22 protein-coding genes and 1 pseudogene are annotated in these 21,037 nt (G+C 59.2%); 4 read left to right on the top strand and 19 right to left on the bottom strand.

Annotation, left to right across the window (positions count from 1 at the left end; translation table 11 throughout):
• Position 1: 1 nt before the first annotated feature.
• The 4 genes from AC3B5Q_RS07565 to AC3B5Q_RS07550 are packed head-to-tail and all read left to right on the top strand — an operon-like array spanning position 2 to position 4,165.
• Entirely contained in the window at positions 2-1,168 is a 1,167-nt protein-coding gene (locus AC3B5Q_RS07565) for a PLP-dependent transferase (RefSeq protein ID WP_330509444.1), read from the top strand.
• A gap of 33 nt (positions 1,169-1,201) precedes the next feature.
• Complete coding sequence (locus AC3B5Q_RS07560; RefSeq protein ID WP_103469887.1) at positions 1,202-2,080, top strand: LPD16 domain-containing protein; 879 nt, start codon at positions 1,202-1,204, stop codon at positions 2,078-2,080.
• Positions 2,081-2,090: 10 nt separating this feature from the next.
• Positions 2,091-3,254, top strand: a complete 1,164-nt coding sequence (locus AC3B5Q_RS07555) for a cysteine desulfurase family protein (protein ID WP_103469888.1) — start codon at positions 2,091-2,093, stop codon at positions 3,252-3,254.
• Positions 3,251-4,165: a D-alanine--D-alanine ligase family protein gene (locus tag AC3B5Q_RS07550; RefSeq protein ID WP_274103135.1), complete on the top strand. Its 915-nt coding sequence runs from the start codon at positions 3,251-3,253 to the stop codon at positions 4,163-4,165. The genes AC3B5Q_RS07555 and AC3B5Q_RS07550 overlap by 4 nt, the downstream gene beginning before the upstream one ends.
• Positions 4,166-4,345: 180 nt before the next feature.
• On the opposite strand, the pseudogene AC3B5Q_RS07545 reads toward AC3B5Q_RS07550, so the two are convergent.
• The 19 genes and pseudogenes from AC3B5Q_RS07545 to fliE all read right to left on the bottom strand — a co-directional run.
• Positions 4,346-4,582, bottom strand: a pseudogene (locus AC3B5Q_RS07545) (FHIPEP family type III secretion protein); the annotation flags it as partial.
• Between the two features lie 370 nt (positions 4,583-4,952).
• Positions 4,953-6,095 (bottom strand): flagellar biosynthesis protein FlhB, encoded by a 1,143-nt coding sequence (flhB, locus tag AC3B5Q_RS07540; RefSeq protein ID WP_021785190.1) that lies wholly within the window; start codon positions 6,093-6,095, stop codon positions 4,953-4,955.
• A gap of 2 nt (positions 6,096-6,097) precedes the next feature.
• Positions 6,098-6,874, bottom strand: a complete 777-nt coding sequence (gene fliR, locus AC3B5Q_RS07535) for a flagellar biosynthetic protein FliR (RefSeq protein WP_021785189.1) — start codon at positions 6,872-6,874, stop codon at positions 6,098-6,100.
• Between the two features lie 7 nt (positions 6,875-6,881).
• Positions 6,882-7,151, bottom strand: coding sequence for a flagellar biosynthesis protein FliQ (gene fliQ / locus AC3B5Q_RS07530; protein WP_021785188.1), 270 nt, complete (start codon positions 7,149-7,151; stop codon positions 6,882-6,884).
• Positions 7,152-7,172: 21 nt separating this feature from the next.
• Positions 7,173-7,928: a flagellar type III secretion system pore protein FliP gene (gene fliP / locus AC3B5Q_RS07525; protein ID WP_003254415.1), complete on the bottom strand. Its 756-nt coding sequence runs from the start codon at positions 7,926-7,928 to the stop codon at positions 7,173-7,175.
• On the bottom strand, positions 7,928-8,362 hold the full coding sequence (gene fliO / locus AC3B5Q_RS07520; protein ID WP_031322757.1) for a flagellar biosynthetic protein FliO: 435 nt from the start codon (positions 8,360-8,362) through the stop codon (positions 7,928-7,930). Before fliO ends, fliP begins: the two co-directional genes overlap by 1 nt.
• Before the next feature lie 12 nt (positions 8,363-8,374).
• A complete protein-coding gene (fliN, locus tag AC3B5Q_RS07515; protein ID WP_003254417.1) occupies positions 8,375-8,839 on the bottom strand; it encodes a flagellar motor switch protein FliN in 465 nt (154 codons plus the stop codon).
• Positions 8,840-8,886: 47 nt separating this feature from the next.
• Positions 8,887-9,855 (bottom strand): flagellar motor switch protein FliM, encoded by a 969-nt coding sequence (gene fliM / locus AC3B5Q_RS07510; protein WP_021785186.1) that lies wholly within the window; start codon positions 9,853-9,855, stop codon positions 8,887-8,889.
• A 9-nt stretch (positions 9,856-9,864) separates the two neighbouring features.
• Positions 9,865-10,362 carry a flagellar basal body-associated protein FliL gene (gene fliL / locus AC3B5Q_RS07505; protein WP_021785185.1) on the bottom strand — a complete coding sequence of 166 codons (498 nt, stop codon included), beginning with the start codon at positions 10,360-10,362 and terminating at the stop codon, positions 9,865-9,867.
• Between the two features lie 356 nt (positions 10,363-10,718).
• On the bottom strand, positions 10,719-11,987 hold the full coding sequence (locus tag AC3B5Q_RS07500) for a flagellar hook-length control protein FliK (protein WP_392524509.1): 1,269 nt from the start codon (positions 11,985-11,987) through the stop codon (positions 10,719-10,721).
• 70 nt (positions 11,988-12,057) lie between these two features.
• Positions 12,058-12,405 (bottom strand): Hpt domain-containing protein, encoded by a 348-nt coding sequence (locus tag AC3B5Q_RS07495; protein ID WP_004577674.1) that lies wholly within the window; start codon positions 12,403-12,405, stop codon positions 12,058-12,060.
• Positions 12,406-12,453: 48 nt separating this feature from the next.
• Positions 12,454-14,145 carry a fused response regulator/phosphatase gene (locus tag AC3B5Q_RS07490; RefSeq protein ID WP_135192494.1) on the bottom strand — a complete coding sequence of 564 codons (1,692 nt, stop codon included), beginning with the start codon at positions 14,143-14,145 and terminating at the stop codon, positions 12,454-12,456.
• 8 nt (positions 14,146-14,153) lie between these two features.
• Positions 14,154-14,462 (bottom strand): STAS domain-containing protein, encoded by a 309-nt coding sequence (locus AC3B5Q_RS07485; RefSeq protein ID WP_021785182.1) that lies wholly within the window; start codon positions 14,460-14,462, stop codon positions 14,154-14,156.
• 436 nt (positions 14,463-14,898) lie between these two features.
• A complete protein-coding gene (fliJ, locus tag AC3B5Q_RS07480) occupies positions 14,899-15,351 on the bottom strand; it encodes a flagellar export protein FliJ (protein ID WP_021785181.1) in 453 nt (150 codons plus the stop codon).
• Positions 15,352-15,357: 6 nt separating this feature from the next.
• Complete coding sequence (fliI, locus tag AC3B5Q_RS07475; RefSeq protein WP_021785180.1) at positions 15,358-16,713, bottom strand: flagellar protein export ATPase FliI; 1,356 nt, start codon at positions 16,711-16,713, stop codon at positions 15,358-15,360.
• On the bottom strand, positions 16,703-17,497 hold the full coding sequence (gene fliH / locus AC3B5Q_RS07470) for a flagellar assembly protein FliH (RefSeq protein WP_021785179.1): 795 nt from the start codon (positions 17,495-17,497) through the stop codon (positions 16,703-16,705). Before fliH ends, fliI begins: the two co-directional genes overlap by 11 nt.
• 186 nt (positions 17,498-17,683) lie before the next feature.
• Positions 17,684-18,703 (bottom strand): flagellar motor switch protein FliG, encoded by a 1,020-nt coding sequence (gene fliG / locus AC3B5Q_RS07465; protein WP_013973604.1) that lies wholly within the window; start codon positions 18,701-18,703, stop codon positions 17,684-17,686.
• Entirely contained in the window at positions 18,696-20,474 is a 1,779-nt protein-coding gene (gene fliF / locus AC3B5Q_RS07460; RefSeq protein WP_274147966.1) for a flagellar basal-body MS-ring/collar protein FliF, read from the bottom strand. The genes fliG and fliF overlap by 8 nt, the downstream gene beginning before the upstream one ends.
• Before the next feature lie 15 nt (positions 20,475-20,489).
• The gene (gene fliE / locus AC3B5Q_RS07455) at positions 20,490-20,822 is read right to left on the bottom strand and encodes a flagellar hook-basal body complex protein FliE (RefSeq protein WP_021785177.1); all 333 of its coding nucleotides are present in this window, start codon (positions 20,820-20,822) and stop codon (positions 20,490-20,492) included.
• Between the last annotated feature and the right edge of the window lie 215 nt (positions 20,823-21,037).

Genomic DNA, 21,037 nt, shown 5'->3' with positions numbered 1-21,037 from the left:
GATGCCACGTAGTAAACTGGCCCAGGTTGGCCTCTTCCCCACAGGAGGAATCCAATCCACACAAACGCCAGCCATGGAGTGCACCAGCTATTTAGTCGACACCTTTGATCAGCTGCCACCCATCAATGAAGAAAGCCTAGCAGACATAGACAATGATCTTTTCAGTGGCCTGTACTATGGCGGCGTTGACACACCAACCACTCGACAACTTTCTCAGCGGGTAGCAGACCTCGAGGAGGGCAAGTTCGCAGTCTTAACACCTTCCGGACAGTCGGCCTTCAATCTGTTGCTGACAACATTCGTGAAACCAGGTGATCACGTACTTGCTGGAGACACCATCGTTTACTCCACACGATGGCTGCTGAATCACTTTGAAAATATTGGCGTAAAAATTGAATACTTCACACCTAGCGAAGCCTCAACTCTAAAAAATAAACTAACTCTAAAGACAAAGTTAATCATATTTGAAAACCCAGGCGCATTCACGTACGAGGTCATGGATATTAGTGCAATCGTCGAATCAAGACACGACCACCCAGCACTGATTGTGGCCGACAACACATGGGCAGCATCACTATTTCACCACCCCTTATCACTCGGCGCGGACATCAGCTTGATTTCAATGAGTAAATACCACGGGGCTGTAGAGGGCATCTCTCTCGGAGCACTAATAACCAAGCGAAAAGATCTGTATGTAAACCTTAAAATCACCTCCGCATTAACGGGCAACCATGTGAGCTCACACGCCTGCTCAGCAGCAATTCGATCAATCAGCACGCTGGGCGCTCGCCTATCATTCCAAATGAGTACGACTCGCAAGGTACTTCGAAGCCTCAAGCCCCTGCCTCTTTTAAAACAGGTAATACATCCCATTCTCCAAAACACTGAGCTCCATCTACAAAACTCGATGATCTATGGATTCAACAGCCTTTTCACCGCTGAATTTTCATGCTCTCGCAACGAACTGATATCTCGCCTGAACCGACTAAACCTAATAAAGATCGGCTATGGATGGGGCGGCACGACAAGCCTCGTCAATCTTATTGATACTCGCGACATGCCCTCAGCAAAAAGACTAGGCATTAACAGTGAGTGCGCAAGGATATACCTCGGACTTGAAGATCCAGACGAATTAACTCGCGATCTTACTAATGCATTTACTCATTAACCCTCACCCCTAAACTACCCGCAAGGATAAATTATGCAAAAAATAACAACACATGAAATCTTTGCATTTACGGAAGCCGAGCTAAAAAGTCGCATTTACAACTTCATGAATGCCGAACCCTTGAATGCCGTTCACATCATGGCCGGCCACTTCATGCTATTTTATGACAAACATAGCGATCGACTGGCACCAGGAGTCTTTGAGGACATACAAGACCCTACATTAAAAGCACAAATCAAGGAGCGAGTGGGCATATTTCCCACCTATTCTTGGAGGTTAGCTATAGAATTCGCAGAGCACCATATAGTCAAGAATAATCAAAGCGCCAACCTACTCCTTTTGATCAACGATTGGCAATACGTCCCAAGCGACAAAATCATTCACAACTATAGGGCCGAATTTTACAACCGCTTCAAGCAACTTCCAACAAGCTACCTCACGCACCTTAACTCATCCTCAATCGTCACTACTAAAAATATTACATCCAGTCGCAAACATACACTTTGTTTCCCCGAGACATGGTTGAAAAATCGCTTTCAAAATGAGGCTTCTCGACTGGTGAAGCAAGGAAAACTCGAGAAACGATGTATTCCAGATCAACCAGAAATGTCCGAGATTTCATTCACTGACTCTTCGGGCACACCTTTACCACTGGTCAGTTGCGGCATGACCGGTTGCGCAGGTGAAATAACAGAAATGATTTCCGAAGCCTACAGAGCAGGCGCTCGGCTTTTGATTCTCCTCGCCCCAAGTGAATGCCATGCTCCAATTAGAAAGGGAGTTGAGATCGCCCTCTCACTTTACGAGTTCGATCCTGTAAGCATATTGGTGGCAGATCTGGGAGGGAGCGGGGAGCTCACGACCGAAGAAATATACAGCAAAGGCATCCATATCGTCATCTATAGAACTTGAGAGGCCAGCCATGCAACCAGACTCGGTAATCTATCTAGATGCTGCAGCCACTACTCCGTGCGCTGATGACGTCATAAAGGAAATGGCGAAATATGACAACATCAACTACGGAAACCCCTCATCTGCCCACATTCTAGGCCGTCTTGCACGGAGTGCTGTCTTTGAAAGTGCTTCACATATTTCTGAGCTACTAGGCTGCACACCGGCTGAAATAGTTTTCACATCTGGCGCCACGGAAAGCAATAACATTGCGATTCTTGGAAGCGCCACCACCGCAAGAAGCAATATAATTATATGCCCTATCGACCACAAATCCAGTCTTTTAGCCGCAGAAGAATTAGAAAAACGCAACATAGAGATTCGACGAATGAAAATCGATTCAGACGGTCGAGTCAATCTAACGCATCTAAACAGCCTACTGGATGAAAACACATCACTGCTCTCTATTTCTTATGTGAATTCCGAAATAGGCACATTTCAAAACCTTCCAGAAATCAAAAAGGCATTAGAAAACTCAAATGCACTTTTCCATATCGATGCCGCTCAAGCGTTGGGCAAGCTACCTATCAACGTCAAAGAACTTGGCGTAGATTGCGCTTCGATTTCAGCCCATAAAATCGAAGGGCCAAAGGGCATCGGCGCCCTCTATGTTTCTTCCTCCAGCTTTTCTCGTTTGCGTCCTCTCACATTTGGCGGCGGTCAATCTTCACTCCGTAGCGGCACACTTCCCACTCAACTGATCGCCGGATTCGGCGCTGCGGCACGTCGACTAAAGAACAAGGATTACCCTGCCTCATGGTCCGCTGCGAAACAACTGAGAAATGCAATCCTTGAAACACTAAACAAGCATGACATCGCGTTCCTAATTAATTCTCCAGACGCTGTTTCGACACCTCACATCTTGAATATTTCCATTCTTGGGATGCGCTCAGAAACCTTGATTAGTTGCTTGAGAAACGTCTGCATCTCTTCCGGATCAGCCTGCAACTCTAACAATCTTTCCCCCTCTTACGTCATCACTGGGATTGGGCACAGCGCAATGAGGGCCAGCAGTGCGATCCGCTTATCCTTTACCAGCGACATGGACATCAAAACCGTTCGAGCAGGTGCAGAATCGCTTTCACAAAAGGTGCTTCAGCTTATCAACTTAAATCATAGGGGGCAAATAAAATGATTGAAAATATTGCAATTATAACGGGTGGGAACTCCTCGGAGCGGGAGGTCTCCCTTCAAACTTCCGAAGCTGTCTCACAATCGTTGAAAACCCTCCAAATCAGCCATGAGATTTTCACCATTTCGGACTATAGAGAACTGCTTAGTCTGGACCTCGCTAAATTCACCAGAGTCTTTTTGGCGCTTCATGGCGGTTTCGGTGAAAACGGGATGGCACAAGCATATTTAGAAGGACTAGAGATCCCATATAATGGCCCTTCTCCTCAGGCCAGCGCAATCTGCATGGACAAGCTTCTAACGAAGCATATTGCAAGAGGACTTGGAATAAATGTCGCAAACTATCTTTACTCGAAAAACGGTGATGACGTTTGTTTTGAAGAAATCAGTGAACGTCTAGGAACACCCTGCATCGTCAAACCTAACCGTGAAGGATGTAGCTTCGGTGTGTCCCTGGTCAGCGACCTCAAAGCTGACCTCCAGCCTGCTATAAACGCAGCAGCAAAATTTCACACTGGAATTCTAATAGAAGAATTTATAAGTGGGCCCGAGTTATCCGTATGCTATTTAAACAAATCCACGCTACCCATCTATACAGTTGAATTTGAGAGTGATTTCTTCTCTTATGATGCGAAATTCATATCCACCAAGACGAATGCCACCCTCACCATCCTAGACAGGAGCACCCATCAATTAGTCACCAACTACTGCTCTGCTATCGCTGAGGCACTTGAGCTTGATTACTTTAGAGCAGACTTCATCGTCCACAACACAGAGCCGTACCTTATTGAGCTTAACACCCTTCCAGGGCTTACAAGCCATAGTCTTTTTCCGAAAGCATGCCAGCAACATGGTATCGAATTTGACAAACTGGTACTTATCTTAAACAACTTGGATCCTAGCCAATACTGCTGACCGAACAACAAGTATAATTCGTACCATCAGGCTATTGGATGTCGTTGGTGTTTTTCGGATGGTAATTTATTGATCACCCAATTGAGATTAAGCGCCGCTCAAACGGCGCTCGATCTTGAGCAATCCCAGAAACGGTCAAGAAACTTTCAACTGTCACGCCGCAAATCCGGCGGAATCGGAAAGCAGAATGGTCGGGAACGCCGCAAAGTCGAGCGGACGCAGGGCGTATACACACACCAGCAGCACCACGATCGACAGGGCGATGTTGAAGGTGAAGAACACGTCGAGCAGGAACGGCGGTATCGGCAACACCATCATTGCCAACATCACCAGCAGCAACAGCGGCACACCCAGGTTGCCCCGGCCGAGCCCGGCCAGGTTGTTACGGGCGTTGCTGATTAACTGAGTGCGATCCACCGCGAGTCCTCTTGATGCAAAACTTTGACGCCCAGGGGGCGCTTGGGCGTGGCTCTGCAAGAAGCCTTCCAACTTTTTGGTTTGGGCGTTCGCCGTGGTTTTTTGGTGTCGGTGAGATAGAGCGCCGCCCGCGCGGCGCATCGCGAGCTGCGCTCGCTCCTACGTTTGTTTCGGGCCAATTATTTCTGTGGGATTCGCGCGCGAACGCCTTGGCGTATGCCGAGATATTACGTCGTACCAACAAGGCGGTCGCGCGCGCCTGTCACAGGCATGACTGGCCTGAAACAAACGTAGGAGCGAGCGCAGCTCGCGATGCGCCGCGCGGGCGGCGCTCTATCTCACCGGCACCAAAAAACCTACGCCGGACACATCAACTGTCACGCCGCAAATCCGGCGGGATCGGCAGGTCGTCCTTCAGCGGCTCTGGCCGCTTGCCCTTGCCAGCCCGGTACTGCCGAATCTGGAACACATACGCCAACACCTGGGCCACCGCCAGGTACAAGCCAGCAGGGATTTCCTGCTCAATTTCGGTGGAGTAATAAATCGCCCGCGCCAGCGCTGGCGATTCGAGGATCTGGATCTTGTGCTCCACGCCAATCTCGCGGATCTTCAAGGCAATGAAGTCAGTCCCCTTGGCCAGCAACAGTGGGGCCACCCCACCCTTCTCCGGGTCGTACTGCAAAGCCACCGCATAATGCGTCGGGTTGGTGATGATCACGTCGGCATCCGGCACCGCCGCCATCATGCGCCGCTGCGAAACCTCGCGCTGCAGTTGGCGGATACGCTGCTTGACCTCGGGTTTACCTTCGGTGTCCTTGTACTCGTCACGCACCTCCTGCTTGGTCATCTTCAGCTTGTTGTGCGCCTGCCACAACTGGAACGGCACGTCGGCCGCCGCAATCAACAGCAGCCCGGCCGACATCCACAACGCACTCCAGCCCACCACCTGCAGGCTATGGATGATCGCCTGCTCCAACGGCTCATTGGCGATGGCGAGAAGCGCCTGACGATCATTGACCAGCACCACTACCGCCACGACCAGAATCACGAGAAATTTCGCGAATGCTTTCAAGAGTTCGGTCAGGGCATTCATCGAGAACATGCGCTTGATCCCCGACAAGGGATTCATGCGGCTGAATTTGGGCTGCAGCAGGCTGCCGGAAAACAGGAAACCGCCCAGGACTATCGGCGCGACGAAGGAAATCACGAACAACAGGATCAATATCGGCTGCACCGCCCAGATGGCCATCTTGCCCGAGGCCAGCAGGAAAGCCCCCATGGCGCGCTCATCGACGATGAAGTCGCGGGTCAGGCTGAAGTTCATGCGCATGATCGCCAGCAGCGTCTCGGCCAGGTGGCCGCCAAACGCCAACAGGCCACCGGCACCGGCCAAGGTCACCGCCACCGTGTTCAGCTCCTTGGAACGCGCGATCTCGCCTTTCTCGCGAGCATCGCGCTTGCGCTTGTCGGTGGGCTCCTCTGTCTTGTCCTGACCGCTTTCGCTTTCCGCCATGTTCAGCGCGCCCTCGCCAGTTCACGCAGCCATTGCAGCGCTTCGCTGGCCAATGCCTGGTAATGGGAAAGTATATCGGCAAGCCCGACCCAAAAAATGAACATGCCCATGACCAGGGTCAGCGGAAAACCAATGGAGAAAATGTTCAGCTGCGGCGCGGCACGCGTCATTACGCCAAAGGCGATATTCACCACCAACAGTGCGGCAATTGCCGGCAGGATCAGCAGGAGACCGGCACCGAACACCCAGCCGAGGCGCCCCGCCAGCTCCCAGAACTGATTGACCACCAGCGCATTGCCCACCGGCAAGGTGGTGAAGCTTTCGGTCAGCACCTCGAACGCTACCAGATGGCCGTTCATCAGCAGGAACAGCACGCTTACCAACATGGTCATGAACTGGCTGATAACCGCGACGTTGACGCCGTTGGCCGGGTCGACCATCGATGCGAACGCCATGCCCATCTGCACCGCGACGACCTGGCCAGCGATCACGAAAGCCTGGAACAACAACTGCAATGACAATCCGAACAAGGCCCCGACGATGACCTGCTCGGCACACAGCAGCAGGCCGCGCAGGCTCAACGGGTCGAACTCGGGCAAGGGTGGCAGAGCCGGGACGATCACCACGGTGATAGCCACCGCCACATACAATCGCACCCGCGCCGGCAGCATGCGGGTGCCAAAGATCGGCATAGTCATCAGCACCGCCGTCACCCGGAACAACGGCAAGATGAAGGTGGCGACCCAGGTGCCGATCTGCGTATCGGTCAGCTCCAGCATCGGCGCGTCAACCGATCAACTGCGGGATGCTGGTGTAGAGACTGACGAAGTACTCCATGAACTTCTGCACCAGCCACGGCCCGGCGACGATCAGTGTGACCAGCATCACCAGCAGGCGCGGCAAAAAGCTCAGCGTCTGTTCGTTGATCTGCGTGGCGGCCTGGAACATCGCCACCACCAAACCCACCAGCAGGCTCGGCACTACCAGTATGGCGACCATCAGGGTGGTCAGCCATAACGCATCACGAAACAGGTCGACAGCGACTTCAGGTGTCATCGGCGGCTCTCCTTGACGGCGTCAGACGCCGCCGAAACTGCTGGCCAGGGTGCCCATGATCAGCGCCCAACCATCCACCAGCACGAACAGCATGATCTTGAACGGCAGCGAGATGATCAGCGGCGACAGCATCATCATACCCATGGCCATCAGCACACTGGCCACGACCATGTCGATGATCAGGAACGGGATAAAGATCATGAAACCGATCTGGAACGCGGTCTTCAGCTCGGAGGTGACGAACGCCGGCACCAGGATGGTCAGCGGCACCTGGTCGGGGCCAGCGATGTCGGTACGCTTGGACAAGCGCATGAACAGGTCAAGGTCGCTTTGCCGGGTTTGCGCCAGCATGAAGTCCTTGAGCGGCCCCTGGGCCTTGTCGATAGCCTGCTGGGCAGTCATCTGCTCCTTCAGGTACGGCTGCAACGCGTCCTGGTTCACCCGATCGAACACCGGGGCCATGATGAACATGGTCAGGAACAGCGCCATGCCGGTCAACAGCTGGTTGGACGGTGTCTGCTGCAGGCCCAGGGCCTGGCGCAGGATCGAGAACACGATGATGATGCGGGTAAAGCTGGTCATCAGGATGACGAACGCCGGGATGAAGCTCAGCGCGGTCATGATCAGCAGGATTTGCAGGCTGACCGAATATTCCTGCTGCCCGTCCGGGGTGTTGGACAGGGTAATGGCCGGAATCGACAGCGGGTCGGCCGCCAGGGCCAGCGGCGCTGCCAGCAGCAGCGCCAGAGTCAACAACGTACGCAGCGCGCCGCTCATCACTTGTTGTCCTTAGGGTCCTTGCCCATCAGCTCCATCAGCCGCTGGGCAAACTCCGGCGTCGCCTGACGGACGCTTGCCGGCACTTCCACGGGTTCGGCCAGTACGTGCAGCGCCTCGATACTGCCGGGGGTATGGCCGATCAGGATCTGCTCCTTGCCCACCTGCACCAGCAGCAGGCGGTCACGCGGGCCGATGGCACGGCTGCCGACGATCTCGATCACCTGCCCACCCTTCACTGCGGTGCTCTGCAGGCGCCGCAGCAGCCAGGCCAGGAAGAAGATCAGGCCCACCACCAGCAGCAGGCCCAGGACCATCTGCGCCAGCTGCCCGCCGAGACTGCCAGGTTGAGCCGCCGGGGTGGCCGCTGGCGTGGCCGCGGCCATGCAGACGTGGCTGGCGAACAGCGCCGCAACTGCGGCGATGGCGCGCATCGTGCCCTTCACTCAGCGCAGCTTCTTGATACGTTCGCTGGGGCTGATCACGTCGGTCAGGCGGATGCCGAACTTTTCGTTGACCACAACCACTTCGCCATGGGCGATCAGCGTGCCGTTGACCAGCACGTCGAGCGGCTCGCCGGCCAGGCGGTCGAGCTCGATCACCGAGCCTTGGTTGAGCTGCAGCAAGTTGCGGATGTTGATCTCGGTGCTGCCCACCTCCATGGAAATGTTCACCGGGATGTCCAGGATCACGTCCAGGTTCGGGCCTTCGAGGCTGACATTTTCGTTCGGCTTGGGCGAGCTGGCGAATTCTTCCATCGGCAGGCGGCCAGGGCCGCTGCTGCCGGTGTCCCCGCCCAGCAGTGCATCGATGTCGGCCTGCCCGGCTGAACCGGTTTCTTCCAACGCTGCGGCCCACTCATCGGCCAGTGCCTGGTCCTCTGGGGAGGTGATCTCGTTTTCGTTAGCCATGATTTCCTCGACAGGCATTCAATTCGTTGTAAGCGACCGGCACACCGTCAGCGGCGTTCGATCGGGTCGATGATCTGCAGGGCAAGGTTGCCCTTGTGCGAGCCCAGCCGCGCCTTGAACGCGGGCACCCCGTTAGCGCGCAGCACCAGGTGCTCGGGCAGCTCGACCGGGATCACGTCACCCGGCTGCATGTGCAAGATGTCGCGCAGCTTCAGCTGGCGCCGGGCGACCGTTGCGCTCATTGGCACGGCCACGTCAAGCACGTCCTCGCGCAGGGCCTTGACCCAGCGCTCGTCCTGGTCGTCCAGGTCCGACTGGAAACCGGCATCGAGCATTTCCCGCACCGGCTCGATCATCGAGTACGGCATGGTCACGTGCAAATCGCCGCCACCGCCGTCCAGTTCGATGTGGAAGGTGGACACCACCACCGCCTCGCTGGGGCCGACAATGTTGGCCATGGCCGGGTTGACCTCGGAGTTCATGTACTCGAAGGTGACCGGCATGATCGCCTGCCAGGCTTCCTTGAGGTCGACGAAACACTGGTCCAGCACCATGCGCACCACGCGCAGTTCGGTCGGGGTGAACTCACGCCCCTCGATCTTGGCGTGGCGGCCATCGCCGCCAAAGAAGTTGTCCACCAGCTTGAACACCAGCTTGGCGTCAAGGATGAACAGCGAGGTGCCGCGTAGCGGCTTGATCTTGACCAGGTTGAGGCTGGTTGGCACGTACAGCGAATGCACGTATTCGCCAAACTTCATTACCTGCACGCCACCCACGGCCACGTCTGCGGAGCGGCGTAGCAGGTTGAACATGCTGATACGGGTGTAGCGGGCGAAGCGCTCGTTGATCATTTCCAGGGTCGGCATGCGACCCCGTACGATCCGATCCTGGCTGGTCAGGTCGTAGCTTTTGATGCTGCCAGGCTCGGATGCACTCTCGGTCTGCACCAGACCGTCGTCGACGCCGTGCAACAGGGCATCAATTTCATCCTGGGACAGCAGGTCCTGTACGGCCATTGCGGACTCCTACTGCAATACGAAATTGGTGAACAGCAACTGGTCAACGACCGGCTTGCCGACTTCCTTCTGCGCCACTTCCTGGACCACCGCGGTGGCCTTCTGGCGCAACATCTCCTGCCCTACCGGGCTGCTGGCAAGGGTGTCGAACCCTTGCCCGGAGAACATCATCACCAGGTTGTTGCGGATCACCGGCATGTGCACCTTGAGCGCATCCAGGTCGGCCTGGTTACGCGCCTGCAGGGTGATGCTCAACTGCATGTAGCGCTGACGGCCGTTCTGGTTGAAGTTGACCACGAAGGCCGGGGTCAGCGCTTCGTAGATCGCCGCTGGCTTGACGTTGCTGGCCGCTGCCTCGGTAGCAGGAGCCGGCTCGCTCTTGTGCATGATGAACCAGGTAGCGCCCACCGAAAGGCCGATCGCCAGCAACAGACCTACGACGGCCAGCAGGATCAGTTTGAGTTTGCCTTTAGTGGCGGGGTCTTTGACTGCTTCGCTCTTCGCCATGCCAATAATCCGTCGTCCATCGGGGGTTCAAGGGAGGATGGCTTGGCTTGAGCAAGTGTTATGCCAGAATTTGGCTTGAGGGATTTTACGCTTGCGAGATCGAGCGCCGCCCGCGCGGGGCATCGCGAGCTGCGCTCGCTCCTACGTTTGTTTCGGGCCAATTATTCCTATGGGATTTGCGCGCGAACGCCTTGGCGTAGGCCGAGATATCACGTCGTATCAACAAGACGGTCGCGCGCGCCTGTCACAGGCATGACTGGCCTGAAACAAACGTAGGAGCGAGCGCAGCTCGCGATGCGCCGCGCGGGCGGCGCTCGATCTCACTGCCCCCCAAAAACAACGCCATGCACCAGACATCAGGCGTAATAATCGACCGCACTGTCGCCGACAACCACCTGCTGCTCCAAAGGCCGGGTGCTATCGACCGCCTCGGTTCCGCCCTGCTCGGCACGGCGCGCCGCCACTCCGGACAGGCTGCTGCCCTGCGCCTGCCCCTGCTGCTGCTGTTGCTGCCCGCGCGACTGGTCAGCCACGTTGACATCCGGCTGCGCCAGTCCCTGCTGGGCAAACAGTTCTCGCAGGCGGTGCAACTGGCTGTCGAGGGCATCACGCACGCCGGCGTGGCCGCTGATGAAGGTGACCTGGGTAGCCTGGTCCGCCGCAACATTGACGCGAATGTCGAGGCGACCGAGCTCTGCCGGCTCCAGCTGGATATCAGCCGACTTGAGGTTCTGGCTGGACAAGTACATGACCCGGTTGACCAGGCCCTCGGCCCAAGCATTCTGGTTCATTGGCAATGGCTGGTGTAGCGGACTCGCATTGGCCGGGACGGCGTTGGCGGTCTTGGCGGTGGCCGCCTGGGTCAGGCTGGCCAGGCGGTTGGCAAAATCATCGATCCGGGTGTCGCTGCTGGCGCTCTTGGTGTCCTTCAGGCCGTCTTCAAGCAAGGCGCCAAAGGCCTTGTCACCGGATTCGGCGCTTCCGCCCTCGGTATTCTCGACCAGATTCGCCAAGGTATTGACGGCTGCCCGCCCATCCTCGCCCTGAGCCTGGGCAGCATCAAGGGCATGAGCCGAGGTGCCACCCTTGGCCTGGGCACTGTGCTCCAGCGCCAGGCGCAGGGTCGGCAGGTTGGCCAAGGGGTCGGCATCCGGGTCGAAGGCCTCCTCGACAGACGCCTCTTCAGGCAGTGCGGCGGCAACCTGGGTTTGCGCCGTGGCCGCCTGCAGCACTGGCGCCACCGCCTCGGCCTGCGCCTGGATCAGTTGCGCGCCGGGCTGGGCATCAGTGACCTGACCGGCCACCAGGCTGGCATCATGCACACCCGTATCGGCCTGGGCCGAATCATCCTCTGGCAACTTTTTGCCGTCCTCGGCAACTGCAGCGTTGCCAGCCGGGTCTTTCTTGCCGCCCGTTGCCGCATCAGGCTTGTCCTTGGGCTTGGCCTGAACGCCCTTGTCATCCTGCCCGGCAACCTTGTCGCGACCCTGCCTGGCCATCATCTGGCCAAAAGCATCGCCCTTGTCGCCCAGCGCCTGAAGCGGTTTGTCCGCCTGCACGGTGGCCGAACGCGAGGTTTTGGCAATGGCATTGGCTTGCAACAAAGGGTTGGGTGCGACAGGCATCGAGCGGTCTCCGCGCCAGAAACAGAAATCATCCTGGCAGAGACACGCAAGACTCGCGCCAACTCGCTTATCAGCCTGCGGAAATACGCTGCTGCTCACCACGGTAAAAGTGCTGCACCACGACGAATTCCATGTCGATGCGGCTGATCAAGTCTTCAATACCGTACAAAGGGGGCCGCCGCGCGCGCTCTTCGAGCTGCTGACACAGGCTGGCCAAGGCCACAGCGCCCATGTTGCTGCTGCTACCCTTGAAACTGTGAGCCGCTGCACCAAGCTCCTCGGCGCTTTTGGCCGCGTGCAACTGCCCAAGACGCCGTTCTGAGTCATCGAGAAAAGTCTGCACCAACTGCAGGTAGCCATCTTCCATGACCTCACGCAGGTCACTGAGTACCTTGTGGTCAATATGCATGTCAGTCACTTGTTCACTCCTTGATCAAGCCAGATTATGCCCGAGCCAACCAGTGGCTCACCATACGAACTCCACATGCGCGCAACGCCCGCCCTCACTCCAGCGCGCCTCACTGGCCAGCTGCCGAACCAGATTCAGACCGCGACCGCTCAGCCCCTGACCCAGCGAAGGCCGCGCAAGTACCCGCTGCACGTCGAAGCCGGCACCGCTGTCGCGCACCTCAATTATCAGGCGCCCACCGCCGTCATGCGGTTCAACCTTGAAATCAATGCTTACAAAGCCTTCGGTCAGCGAGCCCAGGCGCCGGGCGCGCTCCTGATAGTAGTCGGTAAAGCCTTGCACATCGCGCTTGAGCTGTGAGTCCAGGCCCAGCACACCATGCTCCAGCGCATTGGAATACAACTCGCTAAGCACACTGTGCAGGTTGCCGATACGCGCGCGCAGGCTGTGAATTTCCTGCAACAACTGCACCAGGTACGGCACAGGGTTGAAGCGCTTCAGGCTTTCGCCGCGCACCTCGAAGCCCAGCGACCAGTCCAGCGGGCTGGAGCGGCCACTGTCAGAGTAGATCATCGGTGCCGGCACCCGCTCATCGGCAGTGAACATGCGAATATCGCACAAGCTGATGTCATCTCGTGGCTGCCCACCAAAACGTTCCAGGGCCAACATCAGTTCATCGAACAACTGCACAGGGTCGCGGTTTTCGGCCAGCACGGCACGCAGGCGATGCACGCCAAACAGGCGTTCGTGTTCGTCGGCGGTATCGAGCACACCGTCTGACAGCAGCAACAGGCGCTCGCCCGGTGCCAGCGGCAACACCTCAGTGCTGTCATCGAAACGCTCAGCGGCCAGGATGCCCAGCGGCAGGTGCCGCGAACTCAGTGCCGACAGCACCTGGCCATCCACCGACAGGCGATAGCCATCGGGCATGCCGCCATTCCAGACCTCCACCAAGCCGCGCTGCATGCTGAGGTTGAGCAGCAGCGCACAGCAGAACATGTCTACCGGCAGGATGCGCTTGAGCTTGGCATTCATCTCGCGCAGGATCTGCGTCATGCTGCAGCCCTTGGCGGTCATGCCGTAGAACACCTCAGCCATCGGCATGGCGCCGACCGCTGCCGGCAGGCCGTGACCGGTGAAATCGCCGAGCAGCACACGCATGTCGCCGGCCGGGGTAAATGCCGCCAGCATCAGGTCGCCATTGAACAGCGCGTAAGGCGATTGCAGGTAGCGAATGTTGGGCGCAGAAAGGCATCCAGAGTGGGCCACTTTGTCGAACACCGCCTTGGCCACCCGCTGCTCGTTAAGCAGATGATGGTGATGCCGTGTGATCTGATCGCGCTGCGCCAACACGGTAGCCTGCAACCGGCGCAGACGGTCCATGGCGCGAATCTTGGCAGCGAGGATCACCGCGCTGTAGGGCTTGGCCATGAAATCATCGCCACCCGCCTCAAGGCAACGCACCAGGCCTTCTTCTTCATTCAGCGACGTCAGGAAAATGATCGGCACCAGCGCTTCGCCAGCCAATGCCTTGATCTGCCGCGCCGCCTCGAAGCCATCCATGACCGGCATCAGGGCGTCCAGCAGCACCAGCTGAGGGCGCCGCTCGATGAACAGCGCTACCGCTTGCTCGCCGTTCTCTGCGGTGAATACCTGATGACCCTGGCGGCGCACGATCTGCGCAAGCAGAAGGCGATCGACAGCACTGTCTTCGGCGACCAGCACGGTCAGCGCCTGTTCGGCCGGCATGTCGGCGCTCAACTACTGATATCGAAGAGTTTTTCGAAATTGGAGATGGCGAGAATCTTGCGCACGTCGGAGCTGGCATGCACTACCCGCACATCCGACTCGTCACCGCCCGCGTGGTCGCGCAGCAACAGCAGCATGCCAAGCGCAGAGCTGTCGAGGTAGGTGGTGTCCTTCAGGTCGACGACGACCGAATCCGGCCGCTTGGGCTGGCGCTCGTAGGCGTCGCGGAACTCTTGGTGCTTGCCGAAATCGAAGCGCCCTTTGATCTTGATGGTCAGCTTTTTCCCGTCCTGCGAAAAATCAGTCTCGACTGCCATGCTAGCGATTCCTTCGATGATGGCGGATGCAACTGTTTAAGGTTTAGCAGGCGATGGTAGGGGTGGCAAGTGTTCAGCATGGGGCCTGCGGTGCTCATGAGATCGAGCGCCGCCCGCGCGGCGCATCGCGAGCTGCGCTCGCTCCTACATTTGTTTCGGGCCAGTTATTCCTATGGGATTTGCGCGCGAACGCCTTGGCGCATGGCGCATTATCACGTCGTACAAACAAGGCGGTCGCGCGCGCCTGCAACAGGCGTGACTGGCCCGAAACAAACGTAGGAGCGAGCGCAGCTCGCGATGCGCCGCGCGGGCGGCGCTCGATCTCACAGACACTGCAAGACCTGCGACAAACACTTACAAATGGCTCTTGCCGCGGCAAACGCTACGTCAAACACCTACAAATGGCTCTTGCCGCGGCAAACGCTACGTCAAACACCTACAAATGGCTCTGCCGCGGCAAACGCTGCGACAGCTCATCCAGCAAGTGCTGCTCACGCTTGTCTTCAGCACGCCGGGCCTCGTCCTGGTAGCGCTGCACCAGCTTGCGCAAACCCTCCACCCGGGCATAGGCCTGCTGCCAGGTACCACGTGCATTATTGAGGTTGTTCTGGTGCCAGACCAGGCTCTGACGCTGCTGGGTCATGGCCGTTTCCAGCTGCCCGAGAAAACGCTGGTAATTGACCAGCCAGCTACCATTGACCCCTTGCCCGCCGCGGTTGATCCACTGCAGCTGGTAATCCTCGCGAAAGCGCTCCAGCTCGGCCAGCTTGGCCTGGGCCGTGGCCACCTGCTGCTGAAAATGGCCAAGACGCTGAGCGGCCTTGCGCTCGGCCTCTTCGGCCATGTCCACCACCGGCGCCAGGCGCGCGGCACGTCCGGGCTGCGCCATGGCTTATCAACCTGCCGGGGGCGTGAAAATCGCCCCCAGCTGCTCGCGGCTCTGCGCCATGCCCACGTCCTCGCGCAGGCCCTGACGCAGGAACTCAACCAGCTTCGATTGCAACGCAATGGCCAGGTCGGTCTCCGGATCACCGCCGGCCACATAGGCACCCACGCTGATCAGGTCGCGGCTTTGTGACAGACGCGACCACAGTTGCTTGAACTTCTGCGCCTGGCGCAAGTGGTCGGCATCGACCACTTGGGGCATGACCCGGCTGATCGAGGCTTCGATGTCGATGGCCGGGTAATGGCCCTCCTCAGCCAACCGACGCGACAGCACAAAGTGGCCGTCGAGCACGCCCCGCGCCGAGTCGGCGATCGGGTCTTGCTGGTCGTCGCCTTCGGACAACACGGTATAGAACGCAGTGATCGAACCACCGCCGGGTTCGCCATTGCCTGCCCGCTCCACCAGTTTGGGCAGTTTGGCAAACACCGATGGCGGGTAGCCCCGGGTGGCTGGCGGCTCGCCGATGGCCAGGGCAATCTCCCGCTGAGCCTGGGCGAAGCGGGTCAAGGAGTCCATCAGCAAGAGCACATTCTTGCCTTTGTCGCGGAAGTACTCGGCAATGCGAGTGCAATACATGGCGGCACGCAGGCGCATCAGCGGCGCGTCGTCTGCCGGCGACGCCACCACCACCGAGCGCTTGAGGCCCTCTTCACCGAGGATGTGCTCAATGAACTCCTTCACCTCGCGCCCCCGCTCACCGATCAGACCGACCACGATGATTTCGGCTTCGGTGAAGCGGGTCATCATGCCCAGCAGCACCGATTTACCCACCCCGGTACCGGCAAACAGGCCTAGCCGCTGGCCACGGCCGACGGTAAGCAGGCCGTTGATACTGCGAATGCCCACATCCAACGGCTTGCTGATAGGGTCGCGGTTGAGCGGGTTGATCACCGGACCATCCATCGGCACCCAGTCCTCGGCCTTCATCCCGCCCTTGCCATCTAGCGCACGGCCGGCGCCGTCGAGCACCCGGCCCAGCATGCTCATGCCCATCGGCAAGCGGCCGCTGTCATCCAGCGGAACTACGCGTGCCCCCGGAGCAATACCGACGATGCTGCCCACCGGCATCAGAAACACCTTGGGCCCGGCAAAGCCCATGACTTCGGCCTCAACCTGCACCGGGTGATAACTGTCATCGTTGATCACCAGGCAGCGGCTGCCCACTGCAGCGCGCAGGCCTTCGGCTTCCAGGGTGAGGCCGACCATACGCAGCAAGCGGCCTTCGACGATGGGCTGGGACGGCAGCGCGATGGCCTCGGCGTAGGTGCCCAGGCGCTTGCCGAAACTGGTACGTTCAAGGTGCATCGGGGTTGTCCACGGCACGCTCGACCGGCGCGCCCAGGTCTATCGCCATGTCTGGCGCCGCCGGGTGCAGGGAATGGTCGTGCAACTGGTCGAACAACTGCGCCACCGCTTTTTCAATACGCGTTTCCATGGTGGCATCGATTCGGCTGTGGGCCGTCTCGATGCGGCAACCACCCGGCAGCAATGCGCTGTCTTCCAGCAGCCGCCAGTTCTCCTCATGGCGTTCGCGCAGGGCCTTGGCCAGCTCGAAATCCTGCGGGTTGAGGTGGATGCGGATATTGTCCGCGCCCATGGGCAGCAGCTTGAGCGCTTCGCGCAGCACCTGAGTGATCTGACTGGAATCGTTGCGCAGCTCGCGGCCAATCACCTGGCGAGCCATGTGCGCCACCAGGTGCACCAGGCTTTTCTCGATCTGCGTGTCCTGCTCGGCGATCGGCTCCATCAGGTTGGCCATCAGCAGTTCGAGGCTGTCCAGCTTGGCCTTCAGGGCCTCTTCGGCCTCCTGGCGAACCTTGAGCTGGGTGCTGTGGAAGCCCTCGCGCTCACCGGTGGCGAAGCCCTCGTTGTAGGCCTCCTGCCGGATGGCCTCGAGCTCTTCCAGAGTCAGTGGCTGGACTTCTTCCAGCGGCACTTCCTCGACTTCTTCCGCGATGACCTCGGGCTCCGCCTCTGGCTCGGGCTCTGGCTCGGGTTCCGGGTCGAAGCTTGGCAGCGTCCACACGTCCACGCCCTCGAGGTCGCGGGCGCGGATCAGGTCGCTGGGGTGGTGTTCTTTGGTGGACATGTTTTCAGGTACTCAATCCATGTTCAGCCAACGCACACTCGCTCAATAAGATTGAACTGACGTGCACGCTGTGGGAACGGGCTTGCCCGCGAACACGGGCAAAGCCCGTGCCATCCACCGCAGCGCCTGCTTCGCGGGCCAGCCCGCTCCCACAGGGTCAACGGCGGGCTTGCCGCCGTTATAAGATCAGATCATTTCCTCGGCGCCCTTGCCGCCGAGGACGATCTCGCCGGCCTCGGCCATACGCCGGGCAATGGTGAGGATTTCTTTCTGCGCGGTTTCCACGTCGCTGACCCGTACCGGCCCTTTGGCCTCCAGGTCGTCGCGCAGCAGCTCCGAAGCACGTTTGGACATGTTCTTGAAGATCTTGTCCTTGACCCGCTCGTCGGCGCCCTTGAGCGACACCACCAACACGTCGGAGGACACTTCGCGCAACAGCGCCTGGATGCCCCGGTCGTCGACATCGGCCAGGTTGTTGAAGACGAACATCAAGTCTTCGATCTGCTCCGACAGGTCGCTGTCGATTTCGCGGATCGCGTCCATCAGTGCACCTTCCACCGAGCTGTCGAGGAAGTTCATGATGTCGGCAGCACGCTTGATACCACCCAAGGTGGTGCGCGCGGCATTGGAGTTACCCGAGAACTGCTTCTCGAGGATCTGGTTCAGCTCCTTCAGCGCTGCCGGCTGCACGGTGTTCAGCGATGACACGCGCAAGACGATGTCAAGGCGCACCTTGTGGTCGAAATTGCTCAGCACTTCACCGGCCTGGTCGGGGTCGAGGTAGGCGACGACGATGGCCTGGATCTGCGGGTGCTCGTAGCGGATCACGTCGGCAACGGCGCGCGGCTCCATCCACTTGAGGCTGTCCAGGCCGCTGGTGTTGCCACCGAGCAGGATGCGGTCGACCAGGCCGTTGGCCTTGTCCTCGCCCAGGGCCTGGTTGAGCATCTTGCGGATATAGGCATCGGACCCCACGCCCAGGCTGGTCTGGTCGCCGACGATTTCGACGAACTCGCTCATCACCTGTTCGACCTGGTCACGGTGCACATTGCCCATCTGCGCCATGGCCACACCCACCCGTTGCACTTCTTTGGGCCCCATGTGCCGCAGCACCTGAGCGGCGTCGGTCTCGCCCAGCGAAAGCAGGAGGATCGCCGCCTTGTCGACGCGGCTCAACTTGGCGGTAACGGCTCGGTTATCACTCATCGGCGTTGATCCACTCTTTCACGACCTGGGCAACGCGGCCCGGGTCTTCGGCCACCAGGCCTTTGATTGCGTTGAGCTGTGCCTCGTAACCCTCGCTCGGGCTAGGCAGCAGAATGCTTGTCGGGCCACCCAGACTGACGCGGTCGTTGGCCAGTTCGCCATCCAGACCCATCATGCCGCCCAGCTCCATGTCGCTGTCCGGGGCAGCCTGCTTGCCGCCCCCGGTAATGTTGTTCAGCACCGGTCGCAGCACACCGAACACCAGCACCAGGATGAACACCACGCCCAGCACCTGCTTGACGATATCCCAGAACCACGGCTGCTGGTAGAAGGCGATGTCGGCGATTTCCTCGCCACGGTCGGCGGCGAACGGCACGTTGATCACCGTCACGCTGTCGCCACGGCTGGCATCGAAGCCGACGGCGTCCTGCACCAGGCGGGTAAAGCGCGCCAAGTCCTCCGCGCCCCATGGCGCTCGAGTGGCATCGCCAGTGGCCGGGTCGATCTTGACCTGGTCGTCCACCACCACCGCTACCGACAGGCGGGTCATGCGCCCCTGCTGCTGGCGAGTGTGGCTGATGGAACGGTCCAGCTCGAAGTTCTTGGTGCTTTGCTGACGTTTATCTGACGGGTATGGCGCGAGCATCGGCTGGCCGGTGGCCGGGTCCATGATCTGCTGGCCATTGGCATCCACCAGCGGCTGGCCAGGCTGAATGGCAGCAGCCGGGGTAGCCGCGCCACCGGTGGTCTGCGGTGCCGAAGCGGCGCCTGGCGGCTGGTTGCTCAGTGCGCCAGGCACGCCTTGCGGACCTTGGCTGCTGGCACGTTGCTCGTCAACCGACTGCTCGCTGCGCAACGCCGGCTGGTCGGGATTGAACTGTTCGGAGGTGGACTCGACCGCGCTGAAGTCAAGGTCGGCGGACACTTCAGCCTTGTAGCGATCGTTGCCCAGCACCGGCTGCAGGATATTGTGCACGCGCTGGGTGAGCATGCTTTCCACCCGGCGGCTGTAGTCGAACTGCTTCCCGGCCTGGGTCAGCGCGGAATCCTGAATCTGATCGGACAGCAGGTTGCCCTTCTGGTCGACGACGGTGACCTGGGATTTGTCCAGTTCCGGCACGCTGGTGGCGACCAGGTTGACAATCGCCATCACCTGCCCGGCTTCCAGCGCGCGGCCTGGGTACAGCTCGACCAGTACCGAGGCGCTGGGCTTGCGTTCATCACGCACGAACACCGAGCTTTTCGGAATGGCCAGGTGCACGCGCGCGCCCTTGACGTTGTTGAGGCTGGAAATGGTACGGGCCAGTTCGCCTTCCAGGCTGCGGCGGTAACGGGTGGCTTCCATGAACTGGCTGGTGCCCAGGCCCTGCTCCTTGTCGAGCAGCTCGAAGCCGACATTGCCGTCGCTCGGCGCCACACCGGCGGCTGCCAGTTTCAGGCGCGCACGGGAGAGGTCGTCGGCCTTGACCAGCAGGGCCCCCGAGTTGGGCTCCACGTTATAGGGGATGTCAGCAGCGGCCAGGGTGTCCATGACCTGCTTGGTGTCCATGCCCGACAGGCTGCCGTACAACGGACGGTAATCGGGTTGTTGCGACCACAACACCACGGCAAAGCCGATGGCCACGCTGGCCGCCAGGCCGACCAAGAGGCCGATCTGGCGCAGCATGGGCATCTGCGAGATATTTTCCAGAAACGCCATGCCAAACAGCGGCGGCTTGGCCGCTGGCGAGCCAGCCTTGGCGGGGGCGTTTTCGACGACTGCTTCAGCCATGGGTTACATCCGTCCTCAAACCGGCATCTGCATGATGTCCTGATACGCCTGGACCAGCTTGTTGCGTACCTGGGTCAAGGCTTGCATCGACACGCTGGCCTTTTGCGAAGCGATCATCACGTCAGTCAGGTCGACGCCGCTCTTGCCGATTTCGAACGCGTTGGCCAGCTGGGTCGAAGCCTGCTGCGTCTCATGCACCTTGCCGATGGCCTGGCCGAGCATGTCGGCGAAGGTACTTTGCCCTGGCGCCAGCTCGGGGGCGGCGGTTGCCTTGGGCAGCGACATGGCATCGGCCTGCATGGCCCGCATGTCCAACATCAGACGATTGAATTCAACACCTTGGCTCATGACCCTTCTCTCTCCTGCGGCCGCATTTTTTTGACAGTCATGCGGCGAATGACCTACGTAAAGCAACAAAGGTGCCAGCCTTGCCAATCAGATCCCATGTGAAACGTGCGCCGTGGGAGCGGGCACGCCCGCGAACACCGGCGCAGCCGGTGCCAGCCACCGCGCCGGATTCTTCGCGGGCCTGCCGCTCCAATAGAGGCCCCGTGGTGCTCAAC

The organism is Pseudomonas sp. D5(2026), assembly GCF_057766845.1.
Note: the sequence above shows the minus strand (reverse complement) of the source record. Positions and strands in the feature narration are given on the sequence as shown.